This window comes from Sphingopyxis sp., assembly GCF_050916055.1.
Lineage (GTDB): Bacteria > Pseudomonadota > Alphaproteobacteria > Sphingomonadales > Sphingomonadaceae > Sphingopyxis.
Map to the genome: position 1 here is coordinate 3,296,739 of NZ_CP051527.1, position 15,247 is coordinate 3,311,985.

General features: G+C 69.0%; 16 protein-coding genes, 1 pseudogene and 1 riboswitch. Of the genes and pseudogenes, 7 read left to right on the forward strand and 10 right to left on the reverse strand.

The features are described 5' to 3' along the window. Nucleotides 1-3 precede the first annotated feature (3 nt). Nucleotides 4-822: a ThuA domain-containing protein gene (locus HEQ22_RS16110; protein WP_432768850.1), complete on the reverse strand. Its 819-nt coding sequence runs from the start codon at nt 820-822 to the stop codon at nt 4-6. Between the two features lie 83 nt (nt 823-905). Between HEQ22_RS16110 and HEQ22_RS16115 the strand changes: the two genes are divergently transcribed. Continuing rightward, nucleotides 906-1,808 (forward strand): arylamine N-acetyltransferase family protein, encoded by a 903-nt coding sequence (locus HEQ22_RS16115; protein WP_432768851.1) that lies wholly within the window; start codon nt 906-908, stop codon nt 1,806-1,808. Nucleotides 1,809-1,824: 16 nt separating this feature from the next. Here HEQ22_RS16115 and HEQ22_RS16120 read toward each other — a convergent pair whose 3' ends face one another. From HEQ22_RS16120 to thiC, 4 genes are all read right to left on the reverse strand, one after another. Further along, nucleotides 1,825-2,145: a hypothetical protein gene (locus HEQ22_RS16120; protein ID WP_432768852.1), complete on the reverse strand. Its 321-nt coding sequence runs from the start codon at nt 2,143-2,145 to the stop codon at nt 1,825-1,827. Nucleotides 2,146-2,226: 81 nt separating this feature from the next. Continuing rightward, entirely contained in the window at nt 2,227-2,700 is a 474-nt protein-coding gene (locus HEQ22_RS16125) for a glycine zipper 2TM domain-containing protein (RefSeq protein WP_432768853.1), read from the reverse strand. 259 nt (nt 2,701-2,959) lie between these two features. After that, nucleotides 2,960-3,883, reverse strand: a complete 924-nt coding sequence (locus HEQ22_RS16130) for a hypothetical protein (RefSeq protein WP_432768854.1) — start codon at nt 3,881-3,883, stop codon at nt 2,960-2,962. Between the two features lie 14 nt (nt 3,884-3,897). Continuing rightward, a complete protein-coding gene (thiC, locus tag HEQ22_RS16135) occupies nt 3,898-5,856 on the reverse strand; it encodes a phosphomethylpyrimidine synthase ThiC (RefSeq protein ID WP_432768855.1) in 1,959 nt (652 codons plus the stop codon). 43 nt (nt 5,857-5,899) lie between these two features. After that, nucleotides 5,900-6,010: riboswitch (TPP riboswitch) on the reverse strand. Nucleotides 6,011-6,587: 577 nt separating this feature from the next. On the opposite strand from thiC, the pseudogene HEQ22_RS16140 reads away from it, so the two are divergent. The 4 genes and pseudogenes from HEQ22_RS16140 to HEQ22_RS16155 all read left to right on the forward strand — a co-directional run. After that, nucleotides 6,588-7,028, forward strand: a pseudogene (locus HEQ22_RS16140) (hypothetical protein); the annotation flags it as partial. 291 nt (nt 7,029-7,319) lie between these two features. After that, nucleotides 7,320-9,023, forward strand: coding sequence for a YadA family autotransporter adhesin (locus HEQ22_RS16145; protein WP_432770897.1), 1,704 nt, complete (start codon nt 7,320-7,322; stop codon nt 9,021-9,023). A 168-nt stretch (nt 9,024-9,191) separates the two neighbouring features. Continuing rightward, nucleotides 9,192-9,641: a hypothetical protein gene (locus tag HEQ22_RS16150; RefSeq protein WP_432768856.1), complete on the forward strand. Its 450-nt coding sequence runs from the start codon at nt 9,192-9,194 to the stop codon at nt 9,639-9,641. Beyond that, the gene (locus HEQ22_RS16155) at nt 9,638-9,943 is read left to right on the forward strand and encodes a transcriptional regulator (protein WP_432768857.1); all 306 of its coding nucleotides are present in this window, start codon (nt 9,638-9,640) and stop codon (nt 9,941-9,943) included. The genes HEQ22_RS16150 and HEQ22_RS16155 overlap by 4 nt, the downstream gene beginning before the upstream one ends. A 3-nt stretch (nt 9,944-9,946) precedes the next feature. Here HEQ22_RS16155 and HEQ22_RS16160 read toward each other — a convergent pair whose 3' ends face one another. Continuing rightward, complete coding sequence (locus HEQ22_RS16160; RefSeq protein WP_432768858.1) at nt 9,947-11,500, reverse strand: DUF6597 domain-containing transcriptional factor; 1,554 nt, start codon at nt 11,498-11,500, stop codon at nt 9,947-9,949. A gap of 92 nt (nt 11,501-11,592) precedes the next feature. On the opposite strand from HEQ22_RS16160, the gene HEQ22_RS16165 reads away from it, so the two are divergent. Beyond that, complete coding sequence (locus HEQ22_RS16165) at nt 11,593-12,048, forward strand: DUF6265 family protein (protein ID WP_432768859.1); 456 nt, start codon at nt 11,593-11,595, stop codon at nt 12,046-12,048. Between the two features lie 167 nt (nt 12,049-12,215). Here the strand turns inward: HEQ22_RS16165 and HEQ22_RS16170 are convergent, their stop codons facing one another. From HEQ22_RS16170 to HEQ22_RS16185, 4 genes are read right to left on the reverse strand one after another with little or no spacing between them, the layout of a single operon-like run. Further along, nucleotides 12,216-12,671 carry a DMT family transporter gene (locus HEQ22_RS16170; protein WP_432768860.1) on the reverse strand — a complete coding sequence of 152 codons (456 nt, stop codon included), beginning with the start codon at nt 12,669-12,671 and terminating at the stop codon, nt 12,216-12,218. Next, on the reverse strand, nt 12,668-12,889 hold the full coding sequence (locus tag HEQ22_RS16175) for a tautomerase family protein (protein WP_432768861.1): 222 nt from the start codon (nt 12,887-12,889) through the stop codon (nt 12,668-12,670). Before HEQ22_RS16175 ends, HEQ22_RS16170 begins: the two co-directional genes overlap by 4 nt. 11 nt (nt 12,890-12,900) lie before the next feature. Then, on the reverse strand, nt 12,901-13,509 hold the full coding sequence (locus HEQ22_RS16180; RefSeq protein WP_432768862.1) for a glutathione S-transferase family protein: 609 nt from the start codon (nt 13,507-13,509) through the stop codon (nt 12,901-12,903). Next, entirely contained in the window at nt 13,506-14,138 is a 633-nt protein-coding gene (locus HEQ22_RS16185) for a pyridoxamine 5'-phosphate oxidase family protein (RefSeq protein ID WP_432768863.1), read from the reverse strand. Before HEQ22_RS16185 ends, HEQ22_RS16180 begins: the two co-directional genes overlap by 4 nt. A 139-nt stretch (nt 14,139-14,277) precedes the next feature. Here HEQ22_RS16185 and HEQ22_RS16190 point away from each other — a divergent pair, with 139 nt between their 5' ends. Continuing rightward, entirely contained in the window at nt 14,278-15,168 is an 891-nt protein-coding gene (locus tag HEQ22_RS16190) for a LysR substrate-binding domain-containing protein (RefSeq protein WP_432768864.1), read from the forward strand. Nucleotides 15,169-15,247 lie beyond the last annotated feature (79 nt).

Below are 15,247 nucleotides of genomic sequence, written 5' to 3' on the forward strand. Positions count from 1 at the left end.
CCGCTAAGCGTCGCAGCCCGCGCCCTCGGCGCGCGCCGCCCAGCCGATCGCGCCGCCGACCATCTTCAGATGATCGGGATCGGCCCAGGCTTCGGCCCGGTGCCCGAGCGCCGAATAGAAGATGCGCGCGCGGCCTGCGCAGCGCCACCAGATCAGCGCATGGTCGCCGCCCATCCGCAACTTCGGCTCGATCCGCATCCCCGCCTCGTCGAGCCGCGCGAGGACATGCGCGTCGGCGGCGGGCGGGGCGTCCCAGCTGTAATATTCGTCGGTCCAGTGCCACCGCGTCGGCAGGTGGCGGGTCGCGGGGTGGGTGCGGTCGGCGACGCGGATATCGGCGGCCTGAAACTGGTCGCCGCCGCCGGGGTGGCCGGTGAAGCGGCCGTTGCCGCGCAGCGTCACGAACCAGTCGGGGTGGCTGTCGTCGCCGGCGCTGTGCAAACCGACGAAGCCGCCGCCGCGCGCGAGGAAGGCGCGAAAGGCGGCGCGCCGCGCCGGGGTGTGGAAATCGCCGGTGGCATTGGCGAAGACGATGACGTCGAATTTCGCCAGCGCTGCGGGATGGAAGATCGCGGCATTTTCGGTCGCGAAACTGCCCCAGCCGCGCGCTTTGGCGAGGCGTTCGATCGCGGGCACCGCCTCTGCAATGCTGTCGTGGCGAAAACCGGTGGTGGTGCTGACGATCAGCACCGCGGGCCGCGCGAGTGGGGGTAGCGCGGGCGGCGCGTCGCTTTGTGGCGGACTGTCGGAAGGCGGCGTTGCCTGCGGGGCGGCGGCGAGCGGCGCCAGCAGCAGCGCCGCGAGCGCGATGATCCGGACCATGACCTCTCCCATCCTGCTTGACCTCAACCGGGCTTCAGCTTTCATAAGCGGCGACGGATGATTCGCGAAAGGACCATTTGTCGATGCTGACCACACCCGCCTCTCCCGCTCCCGACGCCGATACGGCCGATACCACTGCCGGCGCACCGGGCGAAAGCGCCGCGTTCCTTGCCGCATATCTCGCGCGCATCGGGCTCGCCGCGCCACCGCCGCCGACGCTGGCGGGGCTGACCATATTGCAGGCGGCGCATCAGGCGGCGATTCCGTTCGAGGCGATCGACGTGCTGACCGGCGAAGGCGTGGACCTCGATCCGCAGGCGATCGCAGCGAAGCTGATCGGTGCGCGGCGCGGCGGCTATTGCTTCGAACAGAATGCGCTGTTCCTGCGCGTGCTGCGCGCGACCGGCTTTGCCGCCGAGGGACTGCTCGGCCGGGTGCGGTTGATGGTCGCGCCCGACGCGCCGCCGACCCCGCGCACCCACATGGTCGTGCGCGTGATGCTGGACGGGCGGCCGTGGCTCGCCGATGTCGGCTTCGGCGCGCTGGTGCCGCCGCAGCCGCTGGCGCTGGACAGCGGCGCGGTGCAGCCGACCCCGCACCAGCCCTATCGCATCGCGGCGGCCGGCGACGGGCCGGGCGAGACCTTTGCGGTCATGGCGAAGGTCGAGGGCGAATGGACGATGCTCTATATCGTCGATGCCGCGCCGCCGCCGGCGATCGATTACGAGGTCGGCAACTGGTACACCGCGACGCACCCGCAATCGCATTTCCGCCACCGGCTGATCGCGGCGCGGACGACCGCCACCGCGCGTTATGGCCTGCTCGACAACCGGCTGACCATCCGCGGCGCCGGCGGGTCGGTCGAGCGGCGCTGGCTGGACGCCGACGGCATCGCCGCGGCGCTGCGCGATATTTTCGGGCTGGCGGTGCGGCCGGGCTGGCGCACCGCGATCGAGCGCGCCGCGACCGCCGAGGTGCCGGGGTAGGGCGCGGGCGGCGGCGTCACTCGATATCATCGGAGGGATCGAGCCGCACCGTCCACATTGGCTGGCCTTCGGCCGACAGCGCGATGTCGTGGCTGGGGACCATGTCGGCCCCGGTTTCGATCCACCCGCGCCCGTCGCATTTGGGGCAGGGGACGCGGATCGAGCGGTGGCTGACCAGGTCGATCTGGCTGTTCCACTGGCCATGGCCCGCACACACCGGACAGCGCACGTCGAGGTCGCCCCCAAGGGCATTCCGGCGGTGGCGCACCGAAATGCCGTCGAGCGCGTGCGGATCGGCAGGGCCGGTGCAATGGACGATGTTCGAAGGGTGCGACATGCGGGCAGCTTATCACGCAAGGCGGGCAAGGAAAGGGGCCGCCGGCCAGTCCGGCCGGCGACCCCTTCATGCCTCTAGGCCTCAGCGGCAGCGCACATCGTTGTTGTTGCCGCTGCGTTCGATCGCGCGTCCGGCGACCGCGCCGCCGACGGCGCCGAGGATGGTGCCGAGCGTCTCCGACCCGCCCGGCGCGATGACATTGCCGGCGATACCGCCGACGACGCCGCCGACGATCAGCCCGGTCGATCCGTCGTTGCGGCGGCAATAATATTTATTGTCGCGGCCGCGATAGACGCGGTCGTTCGACGACAGGCGGCGTTCCTTGTAGCGGCGGTCGGCGCGGTAATAATTGTCGGCATAATAGCCGCCCTGGCGCGGGTCGGGGCGGTTGTAATCATAATTGCCGTTCTGGGCGTAATAGCCCTGATCGTAATAGCCATAGCCGCCGTCGTCATAACCACCGGCGCCGGCCCCGACGCCGCCATACAGGCCGCCCGAGGCGCAGCCCGCGAGCGCGGTGGCGGCGGCCAGGGGCAGGATCATCAGCTTGTTCATCGACATCACTCCATTCAGGATCGCGTGCCGGGCCAAGCGGGCTTGGGCATGCTGTGGGTTTGCTTCACGCAAGGGGTAAAGCCGCGAGCGGGGCGGGAGTTCCGTGGCGAAAGGCGACGCGGTTCGTGCTTGTCCCATTGCAAATGAACCGCCGTCCCTGATCGGCGAGCAGGACCGGACAAAAACGGCCGCGCGTTGGTTGGGCCCGCCGGATGCGGATCGGTCGTTGCTTTTTCGTCGCGGAACCCGCGGGGTAGGCTCAGGGCGGCGAGTCTTCCGACGCGAGCTTGCGCTTCATGCCGGCGCGAATGGCGGCGCCTTGACTATAGCCATTGCGGAACTCCGGGGACGCATAGCGACCGCGTACATAGGCGAGATCCCACTCGGTCAGCGACGCGGGTATCGCCGTTCCAGTGGCGGCATCAATGGCGGTCAGGACCGTTTCGGCCGCTGTGCCTTGCAGGTTGGACGGTGCGCGATCGGTCAGGGAGCGCATGAACACATAGTCGGCGATTTGTACAGGGGTGAGCCCGACCAGTGCACGGCGTTCGACGATCACCACCGACATGACGATAACGGGCCGGGTCATTTCGGTAATCCGCGATCCGCCCATTGGCGATGAGAAGACCTTGATCCCGAAGCCGCTGCCCCCCGTGTTGCCTTCGGAATCGATCCGCTGCGACAAGTGCCATGCCACCACAGGACCAGCTTCGCGCGGGGGCGTCCACTTGCGACGGGATTGATCGATGAAATAGACGGGGTAGGCCTTGCGAAAGGCCGCGACAAAGCCCTCCTTGTCATCGACGAACAGGACCAAGGCACTGGTGCGGCACGGGTCTGCCGCCGGTTTGACCCCCGCTGCGGCTGCCACCGCGCGCATCCGCGCTTCGAGTTCGGCATTGCGCGCAGCGCTGAGCCCGACGACCCCGGGGCAGTAGCTGTCCTCGGCATAGCGCGGCAGCGGATCGCGCGACGTGATGACCGTCAGAGCACGGACATAGGCGTCGATGACGCGCGCCTTTTCGCGAATTCCCTGCACCACGATGGCGTCGTCGGGGGCACTGGATGCCTCGGGCGCGGCGGTCTCCTGCGCCATCGCCGACGGCGACGACAGGCTCAGCAGCGCGGCCGCGCACAGCAAATGGCGGCGCTTTGCGCGTCGGGCGCGCGGCATATCAATCATCGCTTCATCTCCGCTCAGTCGTGTTCGCGCCCGCCCGCACCCATATATAGCTCGCTCCCCGTTTCCTTGAACAGCTCGCTCATCTGCTTCATCCCGGCTTCGGCGTCTTGCGGGTCGAGCGGCGCGGCCCCTTCGTCAGCCGTTCCGGCTGCCACCTCCCCATCGCTGCGCGACAGGGAGGAGCTTTCGCCCAGCACGCCATTGGGGTTGTTCGCCGCAAATTCGCGCACTTCCTGGCTGATCTTCATCGAGCAGAATTTCGGGCCGCACATGCTGCAGAAATGCGCGGTCTTGGCGCCTTCGGCTGGCAAGGTCTGGTCGTGATATTGCTCGGCCGTGTCGGGGTCGAGCGAGAGGTTGAACTGGTCGCGCCAGCGGAATTCGAAGCGGGCTTTCGATAGCGCGTCGTCGCGGACCTGCGCGGCGGGGTGGCCCTTGGCGAGGTCGGCGGCGTGGGCGGCGAGCTTGTAGGTGACGACGCCGACCTTCACATCGTCGCGGTCGGGCAGGCCGAGATGCTCCTTGGGTGTGACGTAGCAAAGCATCGCGGTGCCGTACCAGCCGATCTGCGCGGCGCCGATGCCGCTGGTGATATGGTCGTAGCCCGGCGCGATGTCGGTGGTGAGCGGCCCGAGCGTGTAGAAGGGCGCCTCGCCGCACGCCTCGAGCTGCTTTTCCATATTCTCCTTGATCTTGTGCATCGGGACGTGGCCCGGCCCCTCGATCATCACCTGAACATCCTGTGCCCAAGCGCGCTTGGTGAGTTCGCCCAACGTGTAGAGCTCGGCGAACTGCGCCTCGTCGTTGGCGTCATAGATGCTGCCGGGGCGGAGGCCGTCGCCGAGACTGTAGGCGACGTCATAGGCCTTCATGATCTCGGTAATCTCGTCGAAGCGTTCGTAGAGGAAGCTTTCCTTGTGATGCGCGAGGCACCATTTCGCCATGATGCTGCCGCCGCGCGACACGATGCCGGTCATGCGCTTGGCCGCGAGGGGCACGTAAGGCAGGCGGACGCCGGCGTGGATGGTGAAATAGTCGACACCCTGTTCGGCTTGCTCGATCAGCGTGTCGGCGAAGATTTCCCACGTCAGATCCTCGGCGACGCCGCCGACCTTTTCCAGCGCCTGATAGATGGGGACGGTGCCGATCGGGACGGGCGAATTGCGGATGATCCATTCGCGCGTGTCGTGAATGTTGCGCCCGGTCGACAGGTCCATGACGGTGTCCGCGCCCCAGCGGATCGACCAGACCATCTTGTCGACCTCGGCCGCGACGTCGCTGGCGACCGCGCTGTTGCCGATATTGGCGTTGATCTTGACGAGGAAGTTGCGGCCGATCGCCATCGGCTCGGATTCGGGGTGGTTGATGTTGCTGGGGATGATCGCGCGGCCGCGGGCGACCTCGTCGCGGACGAACTCAGGAGTGACATAGTCGGGGATGCTGGCGCCGAAGCTCATCCCGTCGCGCTTGTACTCGGACAGGCGCGCGCGGCCGAGATTTTCGCGCTCGGCGACATATTCCATCTCGGGGGTGATGATGCCGCGGCGGGCGTAGTGCATCTGGCTGACGTTGGCGCCGGGTTTGGCGCGGAGGACCTGGCGGCGGACGTTGGGGAAGGCGGGGACGCCGCCGCTGCGGTCGGGGCCGAGCTGGCCGTTATCCTCGGGCTTCACTTCGCGCTGGGTGACGTCGACGACGTCGCCGCGGCCGCGGATCCACTGGCTGCGGATCTCGGGGAGGCCGGCGTTGATGTCGATCGTCGCATTGGCGTCGGTGTAGGGGCCGCTGGTGTCATAGACGCGGACGGGGGGCTCGCCCGAATGCGGGTCGAGGTCGATCTCGCGCATCGCGACGCGGATGCCGCTGCCGGTCTGGGTTGCGACATGGATCTTGCGGCTGCCACGAATGGGTCCGGTGGTGACGCCGATGGGGGTGGCTTGCGTCTTGTCGAGGCGGCTGTCGATGTCGGCCATGGGTTGTCGCTCCAAAATGTCGGAGCGAAGACGGAGATTCCGCGTGTGGAATACCGACCCTCCCTCCGCCGGTATTAGCCGGATCAGGTTCAACGGGTCGCGGGCTGTTCCGCTCTCAACCTGTTGCTGCACACAGGCTCCCCGGGGATGGGCAAGGGTATAGGCGCGGATGCGGCAAAGGGAAAGGGGCTTGGCCCCCGCCGCGCACAGCGGCGCGGGGCGCGCGTGCCCGCTCGCCGCTGCGACGAAGCGTTGAAATATGGCGTCAATTTAGGTTGACGAACCGTGCATCATGATCGACGAATGGAAATAGCGGCGAATCGCTCGTCGTATGTTTTGGGGGCAATTCATTCATGAAAACGAGTTTTCGTGCCGCGCTTCGCGGCTCGCTGTGTGCTGCCGCGCTGGTGGTGGGGATGGCCGGGATGCCGGCGATGGCGGCCGAGTGCTTGCTGGATACCAATGACGACGGGGTGGTCGGTACAGGTGATACCGATGGTGGTGCGACGTCGGATGGGACTGACGATACGCTGGCGTGCGGAGAGGGCGCCGATGCCACCGGCCAATTTTCGACCGCAATCGGCCAAAGCGCAATGGGGCTGGCTCGGTCCAGCATCGCAATCGGATACCGCGCCTCGGCATTTGACGCGGCTGGCGATAGCAGGATCGGGCAGATCGCAATAGGCAACTTTGCAGTTTCAAAGGGCGCGCGTAGCGTTGCAGTCGGAATTATGGCTATCGCGGAGGGAGATTATTCGGTTGCGCTGGGCGGTGACGCAACCAGCAGCAGCGAGGGGGCAGCGGTCGGATGGAGCGCCAATGCAGACCAAAGGGGCGCGGCGTTCGGCTATAATGCGAACGCGGGCTACGGTGCGGTGGCGATTGGTGCGTCGAGTGGAGCGGGATCGGCGGGCGTCGCCATAGGCTTGAACAGCTTTAGTACCAGTCAGGCCATTGCGATGGGTGAGAAGGCGCGGGCTCAAACCGGCGGTTCAATCGCGATCGGCACTTCGGCGAGGAGCAATACCGATGGGAGCATCGCGCTTGGCACGGGCGCGAGTGCCTATCATCCCAATCAACTCGGATTGGGTGCAATGATTGCTATCGGGCCGAACGCGACGGCATCAGACTTTCGCGCCATCGCGCTTGGCGAGGGCGCAACTGCAAGTGCTCGGGGCAGCATTGCAATCGGCGCGGGTGCGACCGCGACCGGGGCCGGAAGCATCTCCCTTGGCGGCGCCGCCTCGCGTGAATTCACTTTGGCAATCGGCGGACGTCAGATCACGGATGTCGGATCGGGGACCACAGACACCGATGCCGTAAACTTGGGACAGATGCACAGTGCTATCGGGGGCGTAGCGACGGCTGCAGAAAACGCAGCGGCATTGGCTGCGCAAGCGCAAGGACTCGCGACTACCGCATTCGGCAACGCCGCAACTGCACAGGTAACGGCCGATACGGCGTTGGCTAACGCCGCTACGGCACAGAGCACCGCGGACACCGCGCTCGCCAATGCCGCCACCGCGCAGGGCACCGCCGACACGGCCCTCGCCAATGCCGCGACCGCGCAGGGCACCGCGGACACCGCCCTCGCCAACGCCGCCACCGCGCAGGGCACGGCCGACACGGCGCTGGCGAATGCGGCGACGGCGCAAGGCACCGCGGATACCGCGCTCGCCAACGCCGCCACCGCGCAAGGCACCGCCGATGCGGCGCTCGCCGCCGCTACCGGGGCACAGGGCACCGCCGACGCTGCGATCGGCAACGCCGCCACGGCGCAGGCTTCGGCCAACGCGGCGCAGGGGACCGCCGACACGGCGCTCGCCGATGCCGCGGCGGCGCAGTCGTCGGCCAATGCGGCGCAGGGGACGGCCAATACGGCGCTGACCAACGCTGCGACCGCACAGGCTTCGGCGAACGCGGCGCAATCGACCGCGGATACGGCGCTGGCCGATGCCGCCACGGCGCAGGGGACGGCGGACAGCGCGCTGGCCAATGCGGCGACGGCGCAGGGGACCGCCGACACGGCGCTGGCGAATGCCGCGACCGCCCAAAGCTCGGCCGATGCCGCGCAGTCGACCGCCGACACGGCGCTCGCCAGTTCGGCGGCGGCGCAGGGCAGTGCCGACCAGGCGATCGCCGATGCGGCGGCGGCGCTCGCGAGCGCCAGCCAGGCGAACAGCACCGCCGACATGGCGCTCGCGCGCGTCGACGAGGTGATCGAGCAGACCGGCAATATCGTCGGCAACAACGATGGCGGCGCCGCGCCCGAAGCCACGGGCAATGGCGCGATCGCCGGCGGATCGGGCACGGTCGCCAATGGCGAGGGCGCGGTGTCGCTGGGGCTGATGAACCAGGCGAACGGCAATGGCGCGGTCGCGATCGGCGATCCGAACATCGCGACCGGGACCGGCGCGGTGGCGATCGGGGCGGATAACACCGCGACCGGCAACGGCGCGGTGGCGCTGGGCAACCTCAGCACCGCGAACGGCGCGTCGGCGGTGGCGCTGGGCAATGGCGCGACGGCGAACGGCGCGGGCAATATCGCGATCGGTGCCGCGGCTTCGGCGACCGGTGCGAACAGCGTCGCGCTGGGCAGCGGGTCGGTGGCGACGCGCGCGAACAGCGTGTCGATCGGTTCCGCCGGCGGCGAGCGCCAGCTGACCAATGTCGCGGCGGGCACCGCGGGCACCGACGCGGTCAATGTCGACCAGCTCGGCGCCGCGATCAGCGCCGAAGCCGCGGCACGCCAGCAGTTCGACCTGCAATTGTCGCAGCGGCTGGCGATTCAGGAGACCGCGACGACCAACCTGACGCTCGGTCTGTCGGCCGAGATGAACTCGCGGATCGCCGCCGACAATGCGCTGTCGCAGCGGATCGACGGGCTGACGACGCGCCTCGACCAGATCGACACGCGGATCGCGGTGCTCGACGACCGCATCTCCAGCTCGACCGCGGTCGCCTCGGCGCTCAGCGGCAACGCCTTCCTGCCCGACATGCGGTTCAACCTCACCGCCAACGTCGCCACTTACGATGGCGCGCACGCGGGATCGGTGCAGATGGGCGTGCTGGTGTCGCCGAACGTGGCGCTGAACGCCGGGGTCGCGTCGGGCTTCAACCGCCGCGGCAAGACCGCGGCGCGCGCCGGGGTGACGATCGGCTGGTAAGTGCACATCGCCGGGGGAGGGACGCCCCCTCCCCCGGCGATGCTCATCGCGGCCGCCGTGCCGCACGTGACCGCCTCTCCCGCGACTTTCCAATACGGAAAATTATAGCTTGCCGAATCGGAAAGTGACGCCTATCGTTTTCCATATTGGAAAATGATGGAGGATGTGATGAACCCGATGGAAGCCCAGGCGGCGCTCGACAGCATGGCCGACGCGCAGCGCGAGTTGGCGGAAAACGGCCCGCCCTATCCGCTGTGGCGCCATGCCGCCTTTGCCGCGGTGATGGCGGCGCTGGTGCTGGGGCAGGGGTTCGGTCAGCCGTGGCAGCTGCTGTTGCTGGTGTTGCCGATGGCGGCGGTCGCCTGGCTCGTCGCTGACGACCGCAAGCGTTACGGCTTGTTCGTCAACGGCTATCGCAAGGGGCGCACCTTGCCGCTGACGCTGTTGCTCGTCGCGCTGATGCTTGGCGCGATGGGCGCTGAAATCTATGCGCGGTTCAACGATGTGGCGCTCTGGGTGAAGCTCGCGATTGCGGGGGGTGCCTTTGCCGTCGCGTTCGCCGCCAGCCTGCTGTGGACGCGCGTCTATGACCGTGAATTGCGGGACGGGGCGGCGTGAGCGCGGACGACATCGACATGCAGCTCCACGCGCCGGCGCGGCTGCAGATCGCGGCGCTGCTCGCCAAGGTGAGCGAGATGGAGTTCGCCAAGCTGCGCGAGCTGGTCAAGGTCAGCGATTCGGTGCTGTCGAAGCATCTCGCGGCGCTGTCCGACGCCGGCTATGTCCGGCTCCGCAAGGCGGCCGAGGGCGGGCGCCAGCGCACCTGGGCGTCGCTGACCGGGGGCGGCGCGCGGGCGCTGGCGCGCCATGTCGCGGCGCTGCGCGCGATCGTCGCGCATCTGCCGGTGGCGGCCGAGTAGCGCTCAGGCCGACAGCGTCAGTTCGTCGTAAACCGGGTCGTAGTCGAGATCGATCCCCGCGGCGTCGAGCTGGGCCAGCGAGACATAGCCGCCCGCCGCTGGGGCGCCGCGCAGCGCGGCGAATTCCTGCGCATCGAAGCGCGGCGCCAGCAGGTCGAGCAGCCCGGCAAGCTGGACCTCGACCGTCGTGGTATCGACCATCCGGATCGCCACATCGCCCAAGCGGCGGCCATCGACGACGAGCGAGAGCTGCGTCGGCGCCTCGGTAAGCAACGTCGCGCGCTGTTCGCGCGACAGCGCGGCGGGCGCGGGGAGCTGGCTCATGTCGGCGGCGAAGGCGAGGCCGTGCGGCGACGCGAGGCGGTCGCGCCCGGTTGCGGTGAGCTGTGGCAGATAGGCGGACGCGCGATCGGCGGCGGCGAGTTGTTCGATCTGCACCGCTGCGGCACGCGACGGCGCCGCGGCGGCCAAGACCGCCACCCGCTGGACGGTGGCCGCCGCGGGCGTGGCAGCCGGCGAGGCAGCGGGCGGGGCAGGCGGAATCGCGATCGCAACCGGCGGCAACGACTCGGGCAACGTCACCGCGACGGGCGGCACCGGCGGGGCCGGAAAAATGGCGGGGACCGGGACCGGGGGGTCGATCGGTCGGGCGACCGGGGCGATGTGGAATCGCGGTATCGATGCGGGGAGCGAAGCGCGCCGCGGGACGATGGTCGCGGCGAACGCGGGCGGCTCGCGGGCTGCGCCCTGCGCCGGGTCGGCCGCAGCGATGGCGCGTGCCGGCGCCGCCGATAGCGTTGTTATATCGGCGTTTTTTACGGTCTCGGGCGGCCGTTCGAGGGCGGGCGGCGCGATCTGCCGGGCGGTCGGGAGCGCGGTCAGCGCCAGCCCGGCGCCGGCGGCGAGCGCGCCTGCGCACAGCGCTTTGCGCAGCGCATCGGACGACGGCGGCGCCGCGCCGACCGGCATCGCGAAGCGGACGCTTTGCACGCGGATCGTTCCGCTATGGATCGAGCGATAGGTCCCGTGCACCCGTCCCGTCCCCTGTCCGGCCCCCACGACCGAAACGCGAGTGTAGAGCGTCGCGCGCGGCGCGGCAATGTGGCGTTTTGCGACCGCGCCCCCGGCCCGATGCTGACCCGTTCGCGCGGCGAGGATCGCGGCGCCGATGCGGTTAAAGGCGGCTTCGCCGGCGAGGCGCGCCTCGATCGCGTCGAAATCGGGCGCGTCGCATGCTTGCCAGCGGCCCCGCAGCATCGCGGGCGGCGCACCGCCGAGGCGCGACCAGGCCCACGGCCAGAGGCGCAGCGCCTCGAACGCCGCGTCGCCGCTGATCGTGAAGGCTTGCGGGCGGTCGATCAACCCGACGACGAAGCTTGCGGGTTGCTCGCCGCCCCAATGCGACCGGCCGCGGGTGCGACGGATCAGCTCGATACAGCCGTCGGGGGTTGCCTGCTGACCGGTCCATATATCGGGCGCGCGGCCGCCGGCCAGCGTCCAGCGCCCCTTGACGAGCCCGGCTAGCGCGGGCGGCGGGGCGTGTTCGCGATAGTCCATTGGATGCTGACCCTAACGCATTTTTGTCGCATGGGTTCAAGACCCGCGGCGCGGCGGCGGGTAGCGACCGGGCTTTGGCAAGGGAGGCGGGAATGAGAAAAATCGGCGCGATCATGGCTGCGGCGCTGCTGATGGCGGCAAGCCCGGCGCCGGAGCCGGCGGCGCGGGTGGCCGAACTTGGCTGGCTGGCAGGGCAATGGGAGCGCGACGAGGGCGGCGAATGGACGCGCGAGACGTGGGCGGAACCGCGCGGCGGCATCATGCTGGGGCATAGCCTGTCGGGCACCGGTGAGCGGGCGACGGGGTTCGAATATCTGATGCTGCAACCCGGTGCGGGCGGGGTGCCGACCTATATGGCGCAGCCGGGCGGCAAGCCGGCGGTCGCCTTTGTGCTGGTCGCGCACGACGCCGCGAGCGCCACGTTCGAAAATCCCGCGCATGATTATCCGCAGCGCATCCACTATGTCCGCAACGGCGACACGCTGACCGCGACGATCTCGATGATCGACGGGTCGCAGCCGATGCGCTGGGCCTTCGCGCGGCGGTAGAAGGCTAGCAAGCGATCCTCCCTGTCGCGTTGCGATGGGGAGGGGGACCGTTCGCGAAGCGAATGGTGGAGGGCCGCGACGGCAGTGTCATGGCCCCTCCGTCAGCGCTTCGCGCTGCCACTCGCGCTGCCACCTCCCCATGGCTGCGCCACAGGAAGGATTTTGGGCTAACCCGTCCGCCGCGCCAGCCAGACCCCCGCGATCATCAGCGCGATGCCGGCGAGCCGCTTCGCGTCGAGGGGGAAGCGCAGCGATCCGAACAGCGCGAAATGGTCGATCGCCGCGGCGCTGACCAGCTGGCCGACGAGGACGAAGAAGATCGCGTTGCCGACCCCGAATTTGGGGGCGATGAAGGTCACCGCGATCACGTAGAAAGCGACGAACAGCCCGCCGAAGTAGAAGGGAAACGGGATGTCGCCCGTGAAGCGGATCTGGCCGACCGATCCGGTCGCCAGCGCGCCGGTGGTGGCGATCAGGAAGGCGAGGCCGAACAGGATCATCGACGCCGCCATCGGGCTGCCCAGCCGCGCGCCGAGCCCGCCGTTCAATGCGGCGAGGATCGGGATGCCGATGCCGGTGAGCAGCATGATGATCGCGAAGGTCGGGGCGTTGCTGCTGGTCATGGCTGCGGCGCCTTCGCCGCCTGCGCGGCGCGAAATTCGGCGACCGGCAGCCCGCCGATGCCCCAATTGTCGAGCTCGACCTCGTCGATGGTGACGACGGTGGTCGCGGGATTCTTGCCGAGGATGCGCTGGAGCAATTCGGTGACGCCGCCGATCAGTTCGGCCTTTTGTTCGGGCGTCGCGCCCTCGCGGGTGATCTTGATGTTCACATAGGGCATTGGCGAGCTCCTTAGCGGGCGGGGTGCGCGGGCCAGCCCGGCATCGCGGGAAAGCCGGGCAGTGCGGCGATCCGGTCCGTCCATTCGCCGATTGCCGGCCAGTCGGCAAGGTCGATGTCGGCCTCGCCCGCGAGCGCCAGATAGGGGCTGGCGGCAAGGTCGGCGATCGTCGGCCGGTCGCCGACGAGCCAGCGATGGCCCGACAGATGCGCCTCAATGACGGGCAGGAAGCGCGCGGTCACCGCCTGCGCCTGCTCCTCGGCGATCGTCGCGCCGAACTGGCGCGCCAGGCGCAGCATCGCGGGGCCGTTGGCGATTTCATTGGCGGCGTGCGACAGCCACAGCGCGACCGCGCCGCGTTCCTCGGGGGTGCGGCCGTCCCAGTCGCCGGGGCGATGGCGCGCCGCGAGGTAGGTCAGGATCGCCTGGCTGTCGCGCAAGGTCAGCGCGCCTTCGACATAGACCGGGATCTGCCGCATCGGGGTGAGCGCGGCAAAGGCGTCGGACTGGCGCGCGGCGGCGTCGGTGAGTTGCTCCTTCCACGGCAGGTCGAGGAAAGTCAGCGCCATGCGGACCTTGTGGGCATTGCCCGACCGCGGCGAGCCATAGAGCTGGATCATGGTTTGTCTCCCGAAAGCTGGGCGTGGAGCGCGGCGTTTTCGGCGCGCAGCTGGTTGAGTTCGGCCGCCATCGGCTGGATCGCGGCGGAAATTTCGGCTTCGGTGAAGCGCGGGGTGATATGCTGCGAACAATTCCATTCCCAGCCGATGACGTCGATCAGGAAGGCGCGCTCGGGGCTCGCGCGATAGCCGTCGGGCATCAGTGACGTGACCAGCGCCGGATCGTCGGCGAGTTCGACGCTGTGCGCGTGGCCGACGAGTTTCAGCCGGTCCCTGTTCGGATAATCCATCAGGAACAGCGAGACGCGGTCGTTGCCGGCGAGGTTGGCGGCGCTGATATATTGTTTGTTGCCGCGATAATCGGCGAAGCCGATGCGGTTGCCGTCGACATGGCGGAGGAACCCCGCGGGGCCGCCGCGGTGCTGCATATAGGGCCAGCCTTCGGCGCTGACGCTGGCCATGTAAAAGCTGTCGCGCTGCGCGATGAAGCCCAGTTCCTGGTCGGTGAGCCGGTCGGGGGTGCCGTCGGCCCCGGCGTCGAGTTTCAGATAGGACGCGCGCGAGCCGTGCTTTTCCTGCAGCGCCTTGACCGCATCGTCGAACAGCGTGTGCCGGTAGTTTTGCGCCATCGGGCCTGATCCTTGCGAAAAGAAGCGAACGAAGGCCCGGAGGGGACTGGCCTCCGCTCGCCTAGCAGATTTAGGGCATTGCAGCCGCGATGATAATCGGAGAAGATGGCACAAGTATATTCCGCAAAATGGAATAATCATGGACCGCTTGCTGACGCTGGAAATGTTCGTCGCGGTGGCGGGCGAGGGCGGCTTTGCCGCCGCCGCGCGCAAGCTCGGCAGCTCGCCGCCCGCGGTGACGCGCGGGATCGCGGCGCTCGAGGCGCGGCTGGGAACCACGCTGTTCCACCGCTCGACGCGCGCGGTCGCGCTGACCGACGCGGGGACGGCGTTCCTCGACCAGGCGCGGCGGATCCTGGCCGATCTCGCCGGCGCCGAGCGCGCGCTGCGCGGGGTCGAGGCGGCGCCGCGCGGCCAGCTCCACCTGACCGCGCCGGTGATGTTCGGGCGGCTGCACGTGTTGCCGGTGGTCGGCGACCTGCTCGCTCGGCATGGCGAGCTGACGGTACGGATGATGCTGGTCGACCGCAATGTCCGCATCGTCGAGGAGGGGATCGACGTCGCGGTGCGGATCGGGCCGCTGGCCAGCAGCAGCCTGAAGGCGGTGCGGATCGGCCGGGTGCGGCAGATGCTCGTCGCCAGCCCCGCCTATCTGGCGCGGCGCGGGGCGCCGCAGCAGCTGTCCGACCTTACCGCGCACGATCTGATCGGCAGCATGGGGCCGCGCGTCGGCGGCGAGTGGCAGTTCGCCGGCGGCCGCCGCCGCATCGAGCCGCGCGCGCGGCTGGTGCTCAACACCGTCGACGGGGTGCTCGCCGCCGCCGAGGCGGGGCTGGGGATCGCCAATCTGCTGAGTTACCAGCTCGCCGGCGCGATCGAGGCCGGACGGCTGATCGCGCTGCTCGCCGCCGACCAGCCGCCGCCGCTGCCCGTCCACCTGCTCTTCGAACCGGCACGCGCCGGGCTGCCCTCGGTGCGCCAGTTCATCGCCGCGATGACGGCGCGGATGCGGATGGCGGGGCTGGGGTGAGGGGGTTTGGACGCGGCCCTAGCCAACCCCTCCTCTTCAGAGGAGGGGCAGTGAGACTTGGTCCGGCGCAGCCGGGCCT